This is a genomic window from uncultured Ruminococcus sp., assembly GCF_947301925.1.
Classification (GTDB): Bacteria; Bacillota; Clostridia; order Oscillospirales; family Ruminococcaceae; genus Ruminococcus.
Genome location: NZ_CAMYUE010000013.1, coordinates 71389 through 88958, shown reverse-complemented (window position 1 = coordinate 88958; position 17570 = coordinate 71389). Strand labels below are relative to the sequence as shown.

At 53.0% G+C, this 17570-nt stretch carries 11 protein-coding genes; 10 read left to right on the top strand and 1 reads right to left on the bottom strand.

Translation table 11 applies throughout. The features are described from left to right. The 5 genes from Q0Y65_RS12735 to Q0Y65_RS12715 all read left to right on the top strand — a co-directional run. On the top strand, positions 1-1550 hold a 1550-nt coding region (locus tag Q0Y65_RS12735; RefSeq protein ID WP_297960410.1), incomplete at its 5' end, for an alpha/beta hydrolase-fold protein. 323 nt (positions 1551-1873) lie between these two features. Then, positions 1874-5317 (top strand): glycosyl hydrolase family 95 catalytic domain-containing protein, encoded by a 3444-nt coding sequence (locus Q0Y65_RS12730; RefSeq protein ID WP_297960407.1) that lies wholly within the window; start codon positions 1874-1876, stop codon positions 5315-5317. Positions 5318-5576: 259 nt separating this feature from the next. Then, positions 5577-7565 (top strand): CotH kinase family protein, encoded by a 1989-nt coding sequence (locus Q0Y65_RS12725; protein WP_297960404.1) that lies wholly within the window; start codon positions 5577-5579, stop codon positions 7563-7565. A 96-nt stretch (positions 7566-7661) separates the two neighbouring features. Continuing rightward, positions 7662-8213 carry an RNA polymerase sigma factor gene (locus Q0Y65_RS12720; protein WP_297960402.1) on the top strand — a complete coding sequence of 184 codons (552 nt, stop codon included), beginning with the start codon at positions 7662-7664 and terminating at the stop codon, positions 8211-8213. Next, a complete protein-coding gene (locus Q0Y65_RS12715) occupies positions 8206-9087 on the top strand; it encodes a hypothetical protein (protein ID WP_297960399.1) in 882 nt (293 codons plus the stop codon). Before Q0Y65_RS12720 ends, Q0Y65_RS12715 begins: the two co-directional genes overlap by 8 nt. 89 nt (positions 9088-9176) lie before the next feature. Here Q0Y65_RS12715 and Q0Y65_RS12710 read toward each other — a convergent pair whose 3' ends face one another. Continuing rightward, entirely contained in the window at positions 9177-10757 is a 1581-nt protein-coding gene (locus Q0Y65_RS12710; RefSeq protein ID WP_297960396.1) for a CotH kinase family protein, read from the bottom strand. A 201-nt stretch (positions 10758-10958) separates the two neighbouring features. On the opposite strand from Q0Y65_RS12710, the gene Q0Y65_RS12705 reads away from it, so the two are divergent. From Q0Y65_RS12705 to Q0Y65_RS12685, 5 genes are all read left to right on the top strand, one after another. Beyond that, positions 10959-11966 (top strand): kinase, encoded by a 1008-nt coding sequence (locus Q0Y65_RS12705; protein ID WP_297960393.1) that lies wholly within the window; start codon positions 10959-10961, stop codon positions 11964-11966. 1 nt (position 11967) lies between these two features. Next, the gene (locus tag Q0Y65_RS12700; protein WP_297960390.1) at positions 11968-13290 is read left to right on the top strand and encodes an HAD-IIIA family hydrolase; all 1323 of its coding nucleotides are present in this window, start codon (positions 11968-11970) and stop codon (positions 13288-13290) included. After that, the gene (locus Q0Y65_RS12695; protein WP_297960387.1) at positions 13287-13931 is read left to right on the top strand and encodes an SIS domain-containing protein; all 645 of its coding nucleotides are present in this window, start codon (positions 13287-13289) and stop codon (positions 13929-13931) included. The genes Q0Y65_RS12700 and Q0Y65_RS12695 overlap by 4 nt, the downstream gene beginning before the upstream one ends. 194 nt (positions 13932-14125) lie before the next feature. Further along, complete coding sequence (locus Q0Y65_RS12690; protein WP_297960385.1) at positions 14126-15022, top strand: helix-turn-helix domain-containing protein; 897 nt, start codon at positions 14126-14128, stop codon at positions 15020-15022. Between the two features lie 73 nt (positions 15023-15095). Next, positions 15096-17501: a glycoside hydrolase family 44 protein gene (locus Q0Y65_RS12685; RefSeq protein WP_297960381.1), complete on the top strand. Its 2406-nt coding sequence runs from the start codon at positions 15096-15098 to the stop codon at positions 17499-17501. The last annotated feature ends 69 nt before the right edge of the window (positions 17502-17570 follow it).

Below are 17570 nucleotides of genomic sequence, written 5' to 3'. Positions count from 1 at the left end.
ACATGAGCCAGTTCGGCGGCGGCGGACAGGGCGGCTTCGACATGAGCCAGTTCGGAGGCGGCGGACAGGGCGGCTTCGACATGAGCCAGTTCGGCGGCGGCGGTCAGGGCGGCTTCGACATGAGCCAGTTCGGAGGCGGCGGCCAGGGCGGCTTCGATATGAGCGGCTTCGCAGGCGGCTTCACCGGCGGCGGCGGAAATATCGGCAGCGATCCCGGCACCGGCGGAAACGCTACAAAGGGCCTCAACGCAAAGATAAAGGGCGATATGCCCACAACTGTTCCCGCAGGCGTTGAAAAGAGCGGTGCCTGCAAGGTAGAGCACAAGACATATAACTGTAAATTCACAGGCGGCACAAAGGGATGCAACGTAGTTCTTCCTCCCAATTACGATTCGAGCAAGAAGTACCCCGTAATGTATGTTCTCCACGGCATAGGCGGCGATGAGGAGAGCATGAAATCGGGCATGGGCGTTCAGGAGCTTATGGCAGGTCTTATTTCCAGCGGTCAGGCCGAGGAAATGATAATCGTTCTTCCCAGCCAGTACACAAGCAAAAACGCTCAGGGCGGCGGCTTCGCTATCAATCAGGAGGTTTGTGCAGCTTACGACAACTTCCTCTATGATATCGCCGACAGCCTTATCCCCTTCATTGAATCCAACTATCCCGTAAAGACGGGCAGAGAGAACAGAGCTATCACAGGTTTCTCAATGGGAGGCCGAGAAGCTATCTATATCGGTCTTATGCGTCCCGACCTCTTCGGTTATGTGGGCGGTGCCTGCCCTGCTCCCGGAATCACTCCCGGCAAGGATATGTTCATGGAGCACCCCGGCTGTATGCAGCCCAGCGAGATGAAGTTCAGGGACGTTGGTCCCGAGCCTGAGGTATTCATGATCACAGGCGGTACAAACGATCAGGTCGTTGGTACATTCCCCAAGGAGTACAGCGATATTCTCACAAATAACGGTGTTGAGCACGTTTATCAGTCAATCCCCGGCGGCGGTCACGGCGCAGAGTCCGTAAAGCCTCATCTCTATACATTCATGAGATACGCTTTCAAGTCAAATGAGGGCGGCACAACAACCAATCCCGGCACAACAACCAATCCCGGCACAACAACCAATCCCGGAACGACAACCAATCCCGGAACAACAACCAATCCCGGAACAACAACCAATCCCGGTACAACAACAGATCCCGGCTTCGGTACAATGGATCCCGGTCAGTTCAGCGGACAGGGCGGACAGGCAGGCGGTACTGTTGATCCCGGCACCGTAACACCCGGCAAGCTCACAAAGGCTGCCATAAACGCAAAGGTCTCCAAGTGGGGCGACTCCAACGGCGACAATGTTGTTGAGCTGGCTGACGCTATATTTGTAATGCAGTCACTTGCCAACCCCGATAAGTATAAGCTCACACAGCAGGGCAAGGACAATGCCGACGTAGTTGACGCAGGCGCAGGCATCACTTCCAGTGACGCACTTGCTATCCAGAAGTACCTCCTGGGAACATTATCTGCACTTCCCGAGAGCTACATGGACGGTATTTCGTGATCTGACCCTTCATAATTGTATATAACAGGAAACGCACCGGAACTCTGAGCTCGGTGCGTTTTCTTTTTTTGTGCCGAAAAGCAACACAGCCGCTCAACATATACTTCCTGTTTTTGTTGAAAACAAACATTAAAATCTTGATGTTTTAATGCGGTTTTTTGTAAAATGAAGACTGAAAATTAAGCACGATCCATTCCGGTCTGCTCTGTGCGTTGACATAAAGTACGCTCCTGTGCTAAAATTGTATCACAGATATAAATAAAGCTGTGGATATGACGCAGCTTAAATAATGTGTTGATACACATTCAGGGAGTTGGTAAGGAATGAAATCCGGACGAACCAGAAAGTTCATTTCGCTTTTTATCTCCGCCTGCATGGTGGTGCCCGCTGTAAACGGCGGCGTTCCGTTCAGGGGAATGAAAAGCACAGGCCTGACCGCAGAGGCTGCATATGCTCACGATGACGACCTCGTGCTGCGCTATGACAGTATGGCAGGCTACACAAGCACAGACAACGCATTCAACAATGACGAGTCCTTCTACCGCGCACTGCCCATAGGCAACGGCCGTATAGGCGCAATGGCCTACGGCAACTACCCCGACGAGATATTCGATATCAACGAATGTACCGTCTGGAGCTCGGGCCCAGGCAACAACAACAGGGACGGCGCTTCAAAGCGCCTCGGCGAGGTGCAGGAGCTGCTGAGGCAGGGCAAGTACACCGACGCGGATTATATCGTGGGTCACGAAATGATCGCGGGCGGTGAGGCAAAATACCAGAAGGTGGGTGCTCTAAAGCTCAGCTTCGGCCATGAGAAGGTGTCGGATTACTCGAGGGAGCTGGACATGAACGACGCAGTCGCAAGAAGCTCCTATACCTTCGGAGGAAAGCGGTATACCCGCGAGTCCTTCGTAAGTCACCCCGATCAGGTCATGGTAACAAGGATAACCTGCGACAGCCCTTCGTCAGTTTCACTTACGGCGGGCTATGACGGAGTCCTCAACGGTACGGTGACCACCGACGGCAGTGATACCCTCGTTGCAAACGGTCACGGTGACGAGGATCTCTGGATAAGAGGCGCGGTGTATTTCTCAACGCGGAGCAGGTTCGTGCCCGAGGGCGGTACTGTCAGCGCAGGAAACGGCAAGGTGACGGTATCGGGAGCGGATTCTCTGCTGATAATCACCTCCGTGCGCACAAATTATGTGGACTACAGGACCTGCAACGGCGACGAAAAGGGCGACGCAAAGGCTGATATAGAGCGCACTGAGGGTATGTCCTACGATCAGCTTTACGAAAACCACAAAAAGGACTATCAGGAGCTCTTCAAGCGCGTGGATATAGATATGGGCGGAGACAGCGAGGCTGCACGCACCATGACGGCGCCGCAGAGGATAGCCTCCTTCGGTTCCAGCGACGACCCGAAGATGGTAAAGACCCTTTTCCAGTACGGAAGATATCTTATGATAAGCGCCTCCCGTGACGCTCAGCCCATGAACCTTCAGGGCATATGGAACAAGTATTCGGCTCCTGCATGGGGCAGCAAGGCCACTACCAACATCAACTACGAGATGAACTACTGGCCTGCTTTCACCACAAATCTGGCAGAGTGCTTCACTCCCTTCGTGGAAAAGTCAAAGGGACTTGCTCAGGCAGGCAATGAGACCGCAAAAGTCCATTACGGCATTTCCGAGGGCTGGGTGCTCCACCACAATACCGACCTGTGGAACAGGACGGGGCCTATCGACGGCACCTGGGGACAGTGGCCCGTAGGCGGCGCGTGGGTGTCGAATATGCTCTATGACGCCTACCGCTTCAATCAGGACGAGGAGTACCTTGCGGACATATACCCCGTTATAAAGGGCAGCGCACAGTTCCTCAACCAGCTTATGACCACCGCCGATATAAACGGTCAGGAGTATATGGTCATAAGTCCCAGTACGTCCCCCGAGCTTAATCTGCCGCCGTACCGCGATACCTATGTGGCTCACAGCGTCACCATGGACAACGGCATAGCAAGAGAGCTCTTCAAGGACGTAAGCGAGGCCTCGGAGATACTGGGGCAGGACAGCTCCCTGAGGAAGGAGCTCAACGAAAAGCTCACACTCATACGTCCCGAGACTATTGGCAAATGGGGACAGATACAGGAATGGGCGGAGGACTGGGACAACTCCAATGAGAAGCACCGCCATATCTCCCATATGTACGCCCTTTATCCCGGTTTTGAGATCACTCCCGAGGACAATCCTACCACCGCAAAGGCGGCGGCCACTTCACTGAATGCCCGCGGCGACGACGGCACGGGCTGGTCGGAGGCGTGGAAGCTCAACTGCTGGGCAAGACTTGAGGACGGCGAACACGCATACAAGCTCATCAAGCTCCTCATCACTCCCGTGAGCAGGAGCGGACGGCTTTACGATAACCTGTGGGACGCTCATCCCCCCTTCCAGATAGACGGCAATTTCGGATTTACCTCCGGTGTGGCGGAAATGCTGCTCCAGAGCCAGAATGACGTTATAACTCTTCTTCCCGCTATACCGAAGCAGTGGTCCGAGGGCCACGCCAACGGTCTCTGCGCAAGAGGCAATTTTGAGGTAAAGGAAATGAGCTGGAAGAACGGCAGGCTGGAAAAGGCAACTATCCTTTCAAAATCAGGCGGCACCTGCACTGTCAGATATGGCGGTGCGGAGGTGAGCTTCGATACCGAAAAGGGCGGGGAGTATACTCTCGGCGCGGAGCTTCAGCTTGAGGGTACTGCCTCTGAGCTGAAAAACCTTGCGCTGGGCTGTGAAGTAACGGCCTCCGGCGGAAACAGCGGCGAGGACGCTTCCATGGCGGTGGACGGCGACAAGGGCACCAAATGGTGCCACGACGACGGTCTCGGCGGCGAATGGATACAGGCGGATCTGGGGCAGGTGTGCGATATACAGCGCTGGAGCGCGGATTTCGCAGGCGTAAAGGAGAATATCAGATTCAATCCCCGTGACTTCGTACTGAAGGCCAGCACCGACGGCGAGAGCTGGACGGTGATATCCGAGGTACATGGCAATACCAAGAGCTCCTGCGGACGTAATGTCAGCGGAGTTTCCGCAAGATATGTCCGTCTGGAGCTCCTGACCGCCACTCAGGACAACAGCGGCGGAGCAAGAGTTTACGAGCTGGAGATCTGGGGCGGCGACGGAAAGCCGCCTGCTGCCCGCACTGCGTATAAGAAGTACAGCGGAGGCGGCTACAGCTTCATGTACGGCGGCATACGCAAAGACGAGGAGGGCGGCCCCGAGATAGGCTATATCACCGACGGCTCCTATGTGGTGTTCCGCGGACTGGACTTTGAGAGCGGTGCTGAAAGCTTCCGCGTAAGTGCGGCAAGCGCCACCGACGGCGGAAAAATCGAGATACGCACGGGCTCCGCGGAGGGTACGCTCCTCGGCACCTGTGATATCGCCGGCACCGACGGCTGGGGAGAATACATTGAAAAGACCTGCGCTGTCAAGCAATGCGAGGGCGTGAACGACGTATACCTCGTGTTCCGCGGCGGTGACGGCTATCTGTTTAACGTCAGGGACTTCGGCTTCTACGGCATTGCAGGCGATGTGAACTGCGACAGACAGGTGGACGTATTTGACATGATACTCATGCGAAAGGCTCTCATAAATAATGCGGAGCTCAGCGGTCTGGGACTGTCCAATCTGGATATGAACCGCGACAGCGAAACGGGAGTTGCCGACGCTGTAATGCTCCAGAGGTACCTGCTGGGCAGGAGCTGACAGAAATACTTTAAAGCCACAGTATCCGATGAAATTGTCGGTATACTGTGGCTTTTCTATTGACAATCGCCCGGGTCAGGCATATAATGATTACCGGGATAAATGTGATGGACAGAGAAAAACGGTTCGGGACTCACTCAAAAAAATCGTAACAGGTGAGAGAAATGATATTTTGCTTCGTCTAATATACAGATAGACAAACGGGAAAGCGACAGAAAGCTGTTCCCGTTAAGGAGATGGTCTGAGGATGAGAAAGCATATGGATAAGATAATGCAGAGAATGCTGGCGCTGCTGTTTGCGGTGATGACAGCTGCCGCCGCAGCTGTTCCGCGGTATTCCTTCGCGGACAGCGAAAAGAAAGAGGACGAGGAGAACAAGCTTGTATACGAGAAGATACCCGTATCCGATCTTGAGGTCAGCGAGCTCTCCCCCGATACTGATGTGGCCTTTGACTATACCGACTGGTGGTACAGCGAGTGGGAGGACTGCCGCTATATCTTCCTGCCCTCAACTGCGGACAGGAGCAGTCTCAGGATAACCTATGAGGCAAAGGGTGAGCTTACTCTCAACGACGTTCCCGTAATATCAGGGGAGATGACCTCTGTGCTCAGTGAAGCGGACGAGTTTCAGGTAAAAGTCGGGAAGAAGGACTGCGGCACACTGAAGATCATGCAGTCTCAGCTGGGCTGCATATTCCTGACCACATCACATCTGGGACTTGGTGCGCTGGACAAGAACGGCCGCCTCACCGAAACAGGCGCGGCGGCAATGGTCAATGCCGAGGGCGGCACAGAATACATCGGCGATATCGAGAAGATCACCTCACACGGCAATTCCTCATGGGATTACAGCAAGAAGAAGTCATATAACCTGAAGCTGCCTCAGAAGGAGGACCTTTTCGGTATGGGCAGCGCCAAGAAGTGGGTGCTGCTGTCCAATTATCTGGATCATTCCATGCTCAGGAACAAGACCGCCGAGGAAATGGCAAAAGCTATAGGTATGGACTATGTTCTGGATTCGGTCTTCGTTGATCTCTATGCGGACGGCTCCTATCGCGGCACCTATCAGCTCAGCGAGAGGATGCAGATACAGAAGAACCGCGTGGATATACGGGATCTTGAGGAAAAGACAGAGAAGCTCAACGACAAGGCGCTGAAGGAATACCCTCATAAGGCCGAGGGAGCGGCAAAAGTCAGCGAGTACATTGAGAACAGCTATAAATACTATGATATTCCCAACGATCCCGATGATATCACGGGCGGATATCTTTTGCAGCTTCAGCAGTGGAACAGGTACGGCATCAAGTCAGACAGCGGCTTTGTCACCTCACGCGGACAGGCTGTTGAGATAGACGGCCCCGAGTACGCTTCAAAGGCGCAGGTGGAGTATATCCGCGCCTTCGTTCAGGATATGGAGGACGCTATATACTCCGAGGACGGTTATAACTCCAAGGGAAAGCACTACAGCGACTATATGGACGTGGATTCCCTTATAGACGCCTATCTTTTACAGGAGTTCAGCGAGAATATCGACGCTACCAATACCAGCTTCTATATGTGGAAGGAGTCCGACAAAAAGGGCGACGGCAGGATACATTTCGGCCCCGTATGGGATATGGATCTGACCTACGGCAATTTCAGGGCTGTGAAGTCCAATTCCGACGGCCTTTCGGCGTATTCCATGAATACCGATAACCTGTTCGTCATATGCTTCCCCATACACGGCTATAAGGAGAGCGGACGGGATACCCTCGGCGTAAGCTGGGTGGGACAGCTCTACAAGAACAAGAATTTTGCAAGACGTGCCGCAAGCGCCTATTTCGGGCGGCTCATGCCCTTCCTTGAAAGGCTCACCGATAAGGAAGACCCGTATATAAAGGAGCTTGCCGAGAGCATACAGTCCTCCGCGGAGATGAACAACGCACGCTGGCATACCTATGGAGGCCCCGATTACAGCGTTTTCGGCAATTCCAGCGGAAAGGACTTCATGGATTCAGTGGAGCTGGTAAGAGATTTTGCGGAGAGGCGCATGAACGGCCTTGTCAATCAGTGGAAGAAAAAGAGCTTCGTCCGCGGCGATGTGAATTCCGACGGAAAGTTCGACACAGCTGATCTGGTATCCATGCAGAAATGGCTGACAAAGGGCGGCGAGCCTCTCGACGACTGGCTGGCAGGCGACCTTTACCCCGATGACTGCATTGACGTATTCGACCTTTGCATAATGAGAAAAGAGCTGCCGGGCGGTTAAGCACGGCAGTTTTTTTCGTAAGGGTGAAATATGCGGCTTCGTATCTCGACTATATAGGCAAGAGGACCTCATGCCTCGTGAAAGGAGGCTTATTATATGGACGACGCGTCTATTATGGACTTGCTCCTGAAAAGAGATGAGAGCGCCATCGCGGAGCTCAGACGCAGCTACGAAAGACTGTGCTTCAGTATCGCAGGGAACCTGCTCTCCCCAGAGGACGCCGAGGAGTGCGTGAATACGGCGTTTTTCGATGTGTGGCGCAATATACCGCCCGAACGTCCCGACGACCTGAAGACATATCTGTGCCGTATAGTGAAAAACAAGGCCATAGACAGGCTGAAATACAACTCGGCGGAGAAAAGAAACCCGCAGCTCACAGTGTCGCTGGACGAGCTGGCGGAATGTGTGCCCGACAGGAACGGGGGCGATATCTCAGCGGAGAAGCTGGCGGGGCTCATAAGCAGCTTCCTCAGAACTCAGGACGAAAAGCACAGAAAGGTTTTCGTAAGGCGTTACTGGTACGGCGATTCGCTTGCAGCTGTTGCGGAGCTCTACGGCATGAACGAGAGGACTGTGGCTACATATCTTTTCAGGACAAGGAAAAAGCTGAAGGAATTCTTAACGAAAGAGGGGTATTATCATGGATAAGCTGGATATTTTTGAAGCCGTAAATATGATAGACGAAGATATCGTAAAGGAAGCGGCTGCTGATAATGCAAAGCCCGAAAACACATACCATAAGGATATCACCGTTTCGGGCGTGGAGAAGTACGGCGGTATCACATGGCAGAGGATAGCCGCCATAGCCTCTGCGGTGCTGCTTATTGCAGGCATAGGCGCAGGAGGTGCGCTGATGCTGAAAAGGCGTCCGCCTGTCCTTGTGGAGTCCGTTGATACCACGGCGGAGGACACCACGGATAATGACGGGCTGAAAGCAGGCGGCGGAAAAGAGAAAAGCAGCTCCGAAAATGCTGAGGCGACTACAGTCAGGACATCGGAGTCTGTAGAGAAAGTAACAAAGGAAAGAAATAATACAGAAGGGGAGAAGGACAGTAACGGGGATAACGCAGCCGTGGAAAACACCGAGGCTCCCCGCGAGGAGGACGATGCGGCGGTGACAACGGCCGTGCAGACCTCATTGCAGTGGAAGACCTCTCCGACTGCTGCGGAGACAAAACCTAAGCCGACCACCGTTACTACGGCAGAGGTGCATTATCCCAATGAAAAGATCACCCTGCCTTCAATGGATCCTTCAAAAAATCCCTACATTGAATGGCAGATAAGAAGTGATATTTACGCATTGACCTGTTCCCCGGAGGATACAGCATGGCTGAACGCTCTTCTCAGCAGCCTCAGCTATCAGCCCTGTACCTGCGACGGATTGCCGCAGGGAATTTTCAACGGCAGCGACGGTAATGTATATCAGCTGAATTTCTCAGAGGGATGGATATGGCGGAATGGCCGTGAGGAAGCTTCCATGCCTGATGAGATACGCCAGTATTTTATAGGTATCATGGAGTAAAAACAATATGAAGTATTGCACGGCGACTATATAAGCCGCCTGTACATGAAAAAATCTCCGCAGACCCTGTGCTGTCTGCGGAGATAGTTTTATTTATGCCATTTGCTGTTGAGGAAGTCTATCCTCTTGTTGAGCCAGTCGATAAGGAAGGCGCCTGCGTCAAGCTGGCTGCGGCATTCCTTTGCGGGCTCAGAGAGCTCGTCAATAAAAGGCCTGTTCTCGGTGAGATTCTTCCACTTGGAGTAGTTCTTGTCGAATTCATCTGCAAGCTGCTGGCTGTCATCGGCCACAAGCTGGCAGGTACGGGTGAACAGACCGCTGTCGTAGGCCTTTGTCCACTTTTCCTTTACGATGTCCTGATACCAGTCCTCATAGGCGAGGACAGCCAGCCACGGGTTTATGGTATCATAGCCGCCTACAGCCGATCCGCCGTTTACGTCGGGGACAATATTTGCCGCGTAGAAGCCCTTTCCGTCAAGGCAGCGATCCTTGTTGCCCATGGCGGAATCGAAGTCCCAGGGAGCTTCAAAGGTGAGCCTGCCGTCGCCCTCGGGGCCGAAATCAGCGTCCATGTAGAAGCTTGACCAGTAGATATCCGCATCACAGGTGAGCTCGCTTATGATGTAGGTATCCGCAAGGGAGTTTACGTTTACTACCTTTTCGACTGCCTGACGGGGAGTCATATCATCGGCGGGAGCAATGGAGGAATAGTCCGCGCTGAATGCGTAGGCCTTGTCATTGTAGGCTGCCTCATACATTATCCTGTAGACGTTGTTGACGTAGCTCTCTATGAAATCGTGCTGCTCCTTTGAGTTTATGGTGCTCTTTATAGTCATGCCGACTTCGTTCCTATGGGGCGTGGGGGACATGGTCCTGCCGCCGCCGTCCTTGCTGCCGTCATAGGGCGTCAGGGGAGCGTTGTCCGCAAAATCAAGGGAGAAGCCGTGAAGCTCGTCCTCATAGCTGTAATAGCCGTCATATTCCATGAAATAGCCGATATCCGTGCCTGTGTAATCCTTTTCGGGCTCGGTGATATCAACTCTGTGGGAGCTGACCTGCTGCATCTCGGAGAGCAGGTACACGCCGAAGTATTCGCCGTTTATCTTCACGGTTACCAGCTCGGAGTCGGCGGCGTAGAGACCGTCCTCCTCCATGAGTCCGCGTGCGGCGTAGAGGGCGGCCTTGTTGCGCAGCATGGAGCCGTCCTTGTATTCCGCAAGGAGCAGCCAGTTCTTCATGGCTTCGCCGTTATTGAGCCCCAGAAGGCTCTGCTTCTCGGTGAATTTTATCCTAAGCGGCTTTTTGTCGTAGGTGGTGGTCCAGTTTCCGCGGACCTTCACCTGTGCTTCGGCAGAGGCGAGCAGGGAAGTGCCGTCACTGCCGGTGAGAGTGACGGTGCAGTCCTCGTAGTAGGGCTCGGGAGGCATTTCGTAATTGGGAGTCCACGAGGCGATCTGCTCGGAAACGTGCTTTGCCACGGGTTTTCTTACGAATTCCATTACCTTTCTGTCGTCGCTGACTGTCTGGATCGACAGAACGGGGAGAGTTCTCTGTTCCTCGGCGGCCTTCAGTTCGGTGGAAACTTTGAACTGAGTTTTCTTTGAGGCAGAACAGCCTATAAACAGCACAGCCGAAAGGGCTGCGGCTATAAATGCAGATGATCTTTTCATTTGTTGCTGTACCTTTCATGTAAAATGTAAGTAAAGTATATCACAAACAGGAAAAAAATGCAACAGAAATCGTATATATCTCTTTGGCTGTTGCTTTTTTATGGGCTTTATGATATAATCAATATGTATATTCTGTAATGGATACAATGACAGCTGACGTCTCTGCGGGCTGCGGGGACAGCAAAACTGGAGGTCATAGGTTTGATAATCACCAAAACACCCTTCCGTATGTCGTTTTTCGGCGGCGGAACAGATATGGAGAGCTTTTTCAGAGAGCACGGCGGTGCGGTACTCTCCACCACCTTTGATAAATACTGCTATGTCAACGTCAGGCATCTGCCCAGGTTTTTCGACTACAGGTCGGAGTTTTCCTACTCAAAGACCGAGCGTGTCACAGATGTTGACTCCATAGCTCATCCTGCTATCAGGAATGCCATGAAAATGCTGGATATGCACGAGATAAGGCTCACCTATGAGGCTGATCTCCCTGCAAGATCGGGTCTTGGCACAAGTTCATCATTCGCTGTGGGTATGCTCAATGCCTTCTACGCCCTCAAGGGCAGATACGCCGACAAGAAAAAGCTGGCGGACGAGGCTATCCACCTTGAGAGAGTCCTCTGCGACGAGGCAGGCGGCTGGCAGGATCAGATCGCCGCTTCCTTCGGCGGCTTCAACAGGATAAACTTCAGCGCCGACGGCTATGAGGTGCTTCCCGTGATAATCAGTCCCGAGAGAAAGAAGCAGCTCAACGACAATCTTATGATGTTCTTCACGGGCTTTACCCGTTTCTCGGCAGCTGTACAGCAGGCGAACAATCTGGGCTCTGCCGACAAGACCGCTCAGCTCATGGAGATGTACAGCCTTGTGGACGACGCGGAAAGGATACTAACTGACAGGAATGCAGACCTTGACGACTTCGGCAGGCTCCTTGACCATACCTGGAGACTGAAAAGACAGACGGGCTCCGCAGTAAGCACCGACAGCATAGACGCTCTCTACGAGAGAGGCATAGCCGCAGGCGCTGTGGGCGGAAAGCTTCTTGGCGCAGGCGGAGGCGGCTTCCTGGTATTCTATGTGCGCCCCGACGACCGCAAAAGGGTAAGAGAGGCCATGAAGGATCTTATGTATATCCCCTTTGAGTTCGAGAACAGCGGCACACAGGTGATATACTATACTCCCGAGACCTACGAACCAAGGGAAGATGAATGATATGAAAACAGTTATCATGGCAGGAGGCAGGGGCACCAGAATAAGCTCCGTGGCCTCTGATATACCGAAACCGATGATAAGGATAGAGGGCAAGCCCGTTCTGGAGCACGAGATAGCGTGTCTCAGGGAGCAGGGCTTCACCGATATCATAATAACCGTTTCACACCTTGCGGAGCATATCATGAACTATTTTGGTGACGGAAGCTCCTTCGGCGTGAACATAGAATACTTCGTGGAGGAGCAGCCCCTTGGCAATGCGGGAGCTCTGCTGAAGCTCCGTCCGCAGCTCACCGAGGATTTCCTGCTGCTGAATGCAGACGCGGTATTCGATATAGACTTCAACCGCTTTGTGGCCTATCACAGGGAAAAAGGCGGCCTTGTCACCCTTTTCACCCACCCCAACAGCCACCCCTACGACAGCGGCCTTCTTATAGCCGATGACAGCGGTGCTGCGGAGAAATGGCTGACCAAGGAGGAATCGCGTCCGCAGTGGTACAGGAACAGAGTCAATGCGGGACTTCACGTTATATCGCCCCTTGCTCTTGATATGTGCGGCATCAGCGCCGACGAGGTTGGTACGGAAAGAGACGGAAAGACCGTAAAGGTGGACCTTGACAGGCAGATACTGAAGCCCCTCTGCGGCAGCGGAAAGATGTTCTGCTATGACAGTCCCGAGTATGTCAAGGATATGGGCACTCCCGACCGCTATGAGGCGGTGTGTGCGGATTTTGCCGCAGGCAGGGTAAGTGCGCGTAACCTGAAGCATAAGCAGAGGGCGGTTTTCCTCGACCGTGACGGCACAATAAACAAATATGTGGGCTTTCTGCGTGATATAGAGCAGTTTGAGCTTCTTGACGGAGCAGCAGAGGCAGTGCGCAGGATAAACACATCGGGCTTTCTTGCGGTGGTGGTCACCAATCAGCCGGTTATCGCAAGGGGAGAGGTCACCTTCGGGGAGCTCTCGGAGATACACAACAAAATGGAGACCCTTCTCGGACAGGAGGGGGCTTACCTTGACGGTATATACTACTGTCCCCACCACCCTCACAAGGGCTATGAGGGAGAGGTGCCCGAGCTGAAGACGGATTGCAGCTGCCGCAAGCCAAAGGCAGGTATGCTGCTCAAAGCGGCAGAGGAGCTGAATATAGACCTGTCCCGTTCATGGATGGCAGGCGACGGTGAAAACGATATCCTTGCAGGAAAGAATGCAGGGTGCAGGACGGCTCTTATCGGCAGTGAGGACTTAGGACAGGATATCACCGCAGACAGTCTGCTGGCAGCTGTTGAAAGGATACTGTCAGAGGAGCAGGAGGAGAATAAATGAACGAAAAGCTTATGAAACATATTGAGCTTCTTATTGAGAGATATCCCGTTCTTGAAGCGGCGAAGGATGACATCATAAACGCATATATTCTCATGGAGGAGAGCTACAGCAAGGGCGGAAAGCTGCTCATCTGCGGCAACGGAGGCTCAGCAGCAGACGCGGAACATATCGCGGGGGAGCTTATGAAGGGATTCAAGCTGCCGAGAAAGGTCATCGGTGACTTTGCGGAGAAGCTGACTGCCGTTGACGGAGAGCTGGGAAAGGTGCTGGCGGATAATCTTCAGGGAGCTCTCCCTGCAATAGCTCTGGACGGTCACCCTGCGCTGACGACTGCCTATATGAACGACTGCGAGCCTCTGCTCTGCTTTGCACAGCAGGTAAACGGCTACGGCAGGGAGGAAGATGTGCTGCTGGGCATATCCACCTCGGGAAACAGCAAAAACGTGCTCTATGCAGCGGTGGCTGCAAAGGCTAAGGGCATGAAGGTCATTGGCCTTACAGGCGCAAAGGACAGCCGCCTCTCAGATCTGGCGGACGTGTGCATAAAGGTTCCCCAGATCGAGACCTATATGATACAGGAACTGCATCTGCCCGTGTACCACTGCCTCTGCCTTATGCTGGAGGAGCGTTTTTTCGGATGATATTCTGATTATACAAGTACCCGTAAGCGGCACAGCGCCGTTTGCGGGTATTATTTTGTTTTGTCACTACTGTGGGGAGCAAAAACGCATTTCTCAACTAACGGTTGTAAAAAGTCAATAATAATTCGCTTGTATTCTACTTTAGGTTGTGATACAATATAAATGTAAAGTAAACGGAGAATAGGAGGTGTACCATGGACAGAAAAAGCGTTTTCAGAACAAATCTAGTAAAACGGAGAAAGGCTCTTGGTCTCACTCAGGAGCAGCTGGCGGTACGTCTCAATGTGTCGCCCCAGGCTGTTTCAAAGTGGGAGAATACCAGCTATCCCGACTGCGAGCTGCTGCCGCGTCTGGCAAAGGAGTTGAATACCTCCCTTGATTCGCTTTTTGGCGTTGATATAGTTGACAGCGAGAGGGATATAGAGCAGCTGGTCAACGATGAGATACGCTCAACGTCTCCCGAGCAGCTCTCTGAGAAGCTCATGCGCATAATGTATACTGCGCTGTGTGCCTGCAATCCCGGCAGCGATACGGTGGGAAGGCTCCATGACAGCTATGAGCATGAGACCTTCGCAGGACTGAAAACCGACCGCGAACTTGCAGTAGCCCGTATAAATCCCGATCTCAGGTACTTCTGCTTCCTTGAGATACCGGAAAACGGAGTCAACAGCTACTTCGGGGATACTACAAATATGATAAGGCTCTTCAATACCCTTGCGGACGCGGACGCTATAAGCATTATCAGCTACCTCGGCGCAAGCGTGCGCAACAAGATGTTCTCGGTGGAGATGATATCCGAAAAGCTTGGCATTGAACTTGAAAGGGTGCAGCACATAATCGACAGGCTGGACAGGTTCGGGCTTGTATGGAGGGTATCCGCGGATATAGCGGACAAGCCCGTGATACTCTACGGCTACACACATCAGATACCTCTTACTCTGATACTTGTGCTGGCAAAGAGCATAACCAATTATCTTCAGTACATGGATCCCAATGTGGAGCTGTGGATGCGCGGTGAATTCAGGCGTGAGGACGGCGTGCAGGACGAGGTGGTCCCCCAGGTCCCGTGGTGGGGAGAGGGTGAACTATAGGAAACAGCAGCTAAGGCTGTTGAGAATATCCGCCGACGGCATTACGGCGGAGCAGAAAACGGAGGAAAAAAACATGAAAAAAACAGCAGCATTCATTGCAGCCTGCGTAGTTTCGGGCTGCACCGTGACATCGCCCGTGAGCGGTATCCCTCATAATACCGCAAGTGCGGCAGGAGGCTATGACATGAACGTGACAGTTGACCTCAAGGGCACAAAAAAGGAGATATCTCCTCTTATCTACGGCGTGAATCAGTATACCGCCGACCTGAAGGACGTTAAGGCTACGGCTGTACGTCAGGGCGGCAACCGTATGACTGCCTACAACTGGGAGACCAACGCTTCCAATGCGGGCTCGGACTGGAAGCACAGCTCTGACAACAATCTTTCGGATTCCGACTCTCCTGCGGACTGCGTACAGGTACTCTCAAAGCAGGCGGCAAAGTACGGTGTCAACTACAAGCTGACTACTCTCCAGCTGGCGGGATATGTTTCCGCAGACAAGAACGGTCCCGTTTCCGAGGAGGAAAAGGCTCCCTCAGACCGCTGGAACAAGGTGGTCCTCACAAAGAACGCTCCCTTTGCGGATACTCCCGACCTGACGGACGGAGTTGTCTACATGGACGAGTATGTGAACTATATCATCAATAAGCTGGGCGATTCCCAGTCTCCCACAGGCATACAGGGCTACAGCCTGGATAACGAGCCCGTGCTCTGGAACGACACTCACAGCAGGATGCACCCCGAGCCCGTAACTATCGAGGAGCTGGGCAGCAAGTCCGTCGAAATGGCAAAGGCTGTTAAGAAGCTGGATCCCAAGGCTGAGGTGTTCGGACCAGCACTGTACGGTTATACCGCATTCGATCATCTGGACGATGACGACGCTCATACCGAGTGGGAGGAAATAAAGAAGGCCAACAATTACCACTGGTATCTGGACTGCTATCTGGATCAGATGCGCAAGGCCTCCGAGGAGAGCGGAACAAGACTTCTTGACGTTCTGGATATACACTATTATTCTGAGTCAGCAAGAAACGGTATCGACGACAGACTTCAGTCCGTCCGTACTCTTTATGAGCCGGGCTTCGTTGAGAATAGCTGGATAGGACAGTGGTGCATGGAGAACGTGCCTATTCTTCCGACTATAAAGAACTCCATAGACAAGTATTATCCCGGTACAAAGCTGGGTATCTCGGAGTATAATTTCGGAGGCGGCGACAATGCCTCCGGCACTATCGCTCAGGCAGAGGCTCTGGGCTGCTATGCGGATCAGGGCGTATACTTCGCAACATTATGGGGCGGCGAGCCCTTCATTCTGGCAGGTATCGACCTCTACACCAACTACGACGGCAAGGGCGGCTGCTTCGGCGATACCCTTATACCTGCGTCTACCGAGGACGTGTCAAAGTCCAGCACATATGCGGCTGTAAACGCTGATGACGACTCGAAGGTAACTGTAATGATCACCAATAAGGATCAGAAGTCTGCCGAAAATGCAGTCATCGACCTTAAAAATGCGGACAAGGAGTACAAGTCTGCTGCTGTATATGCCGTATTCGGCGACAGCGAGGAGATAAAGCTAATCAACATCATCAAGGACGTCAAGGATAACAAGGTCAATGCAGAGCTCCCTGCATTCTCCGCAGCTATGGTCGTAGTATCCGACAAGGCCGACGCCTTTGACGGACTCAAGACCTACGAGGAGACAAAGACCGAGGTCAGGACAGTGGAGTTCACGGATATAGAGTCCATGACAAACGACAAGGGCTTCGTGGTAGTTCCCATCGAGGACGCAGAGCACCTTTCAAAGATAGTGATGAACGGCTCCGTAACATCTCCCGAAGGCTCCGGCTGGGGTACGGCAGGCTGTGCGGTATGTATGAACGTAAAGGCCAAGGACGGCACAGGCTTCTGGACATACAAGAGCTACAGCATGGGACTGGGCAGCAAGTCCACCGCAACAGTGAAGTTTGACGGCATATTCACCAGAGAGACAGGCGAGGGCGAAGAAAAGGTCAAGGAGGACCTTGAGGCCACGATCATCGAGGGTAAGGTAGAGCTCCAGCAGTGGTGGGAAGCCTCGGAAAAGGAAGATCACCTTGATCTCAGATATACAAGCATACAGGTGGTATATGAGTACCCGCAGGGAGAGGCTCCCGCAGTTACCACCACCACTTCAACTACCACCACATCTTCCGCAACTACCACTACTACAACAGTACCTCCGGTAAAAATCGGCGGCAACGGCGATACCAACTGCGACGGCACAGTTGAGCTGGCAGACGCCATACTCATCATGCAGGCTCTGGCTAATCCCAATAAGTACGGTCTTAACGGCTCCTTCGACAAGCACCTTACGGAGCAGGGCAAGCTCAACGGCGATGTTGATCCCGAGACTGAGGGACTTACCTCAAATGACGCCCTCCGCATACAGGAGTACCTGCTGAAAAAGATAAGCAGCCTTCCCTATACGGGAAAATAATAATACCCTCTCAGGAAAGGGCTCCCGCAGGAGCCCTTTTCTCCTATGCAAACAGAAAAGCTCCCCTCG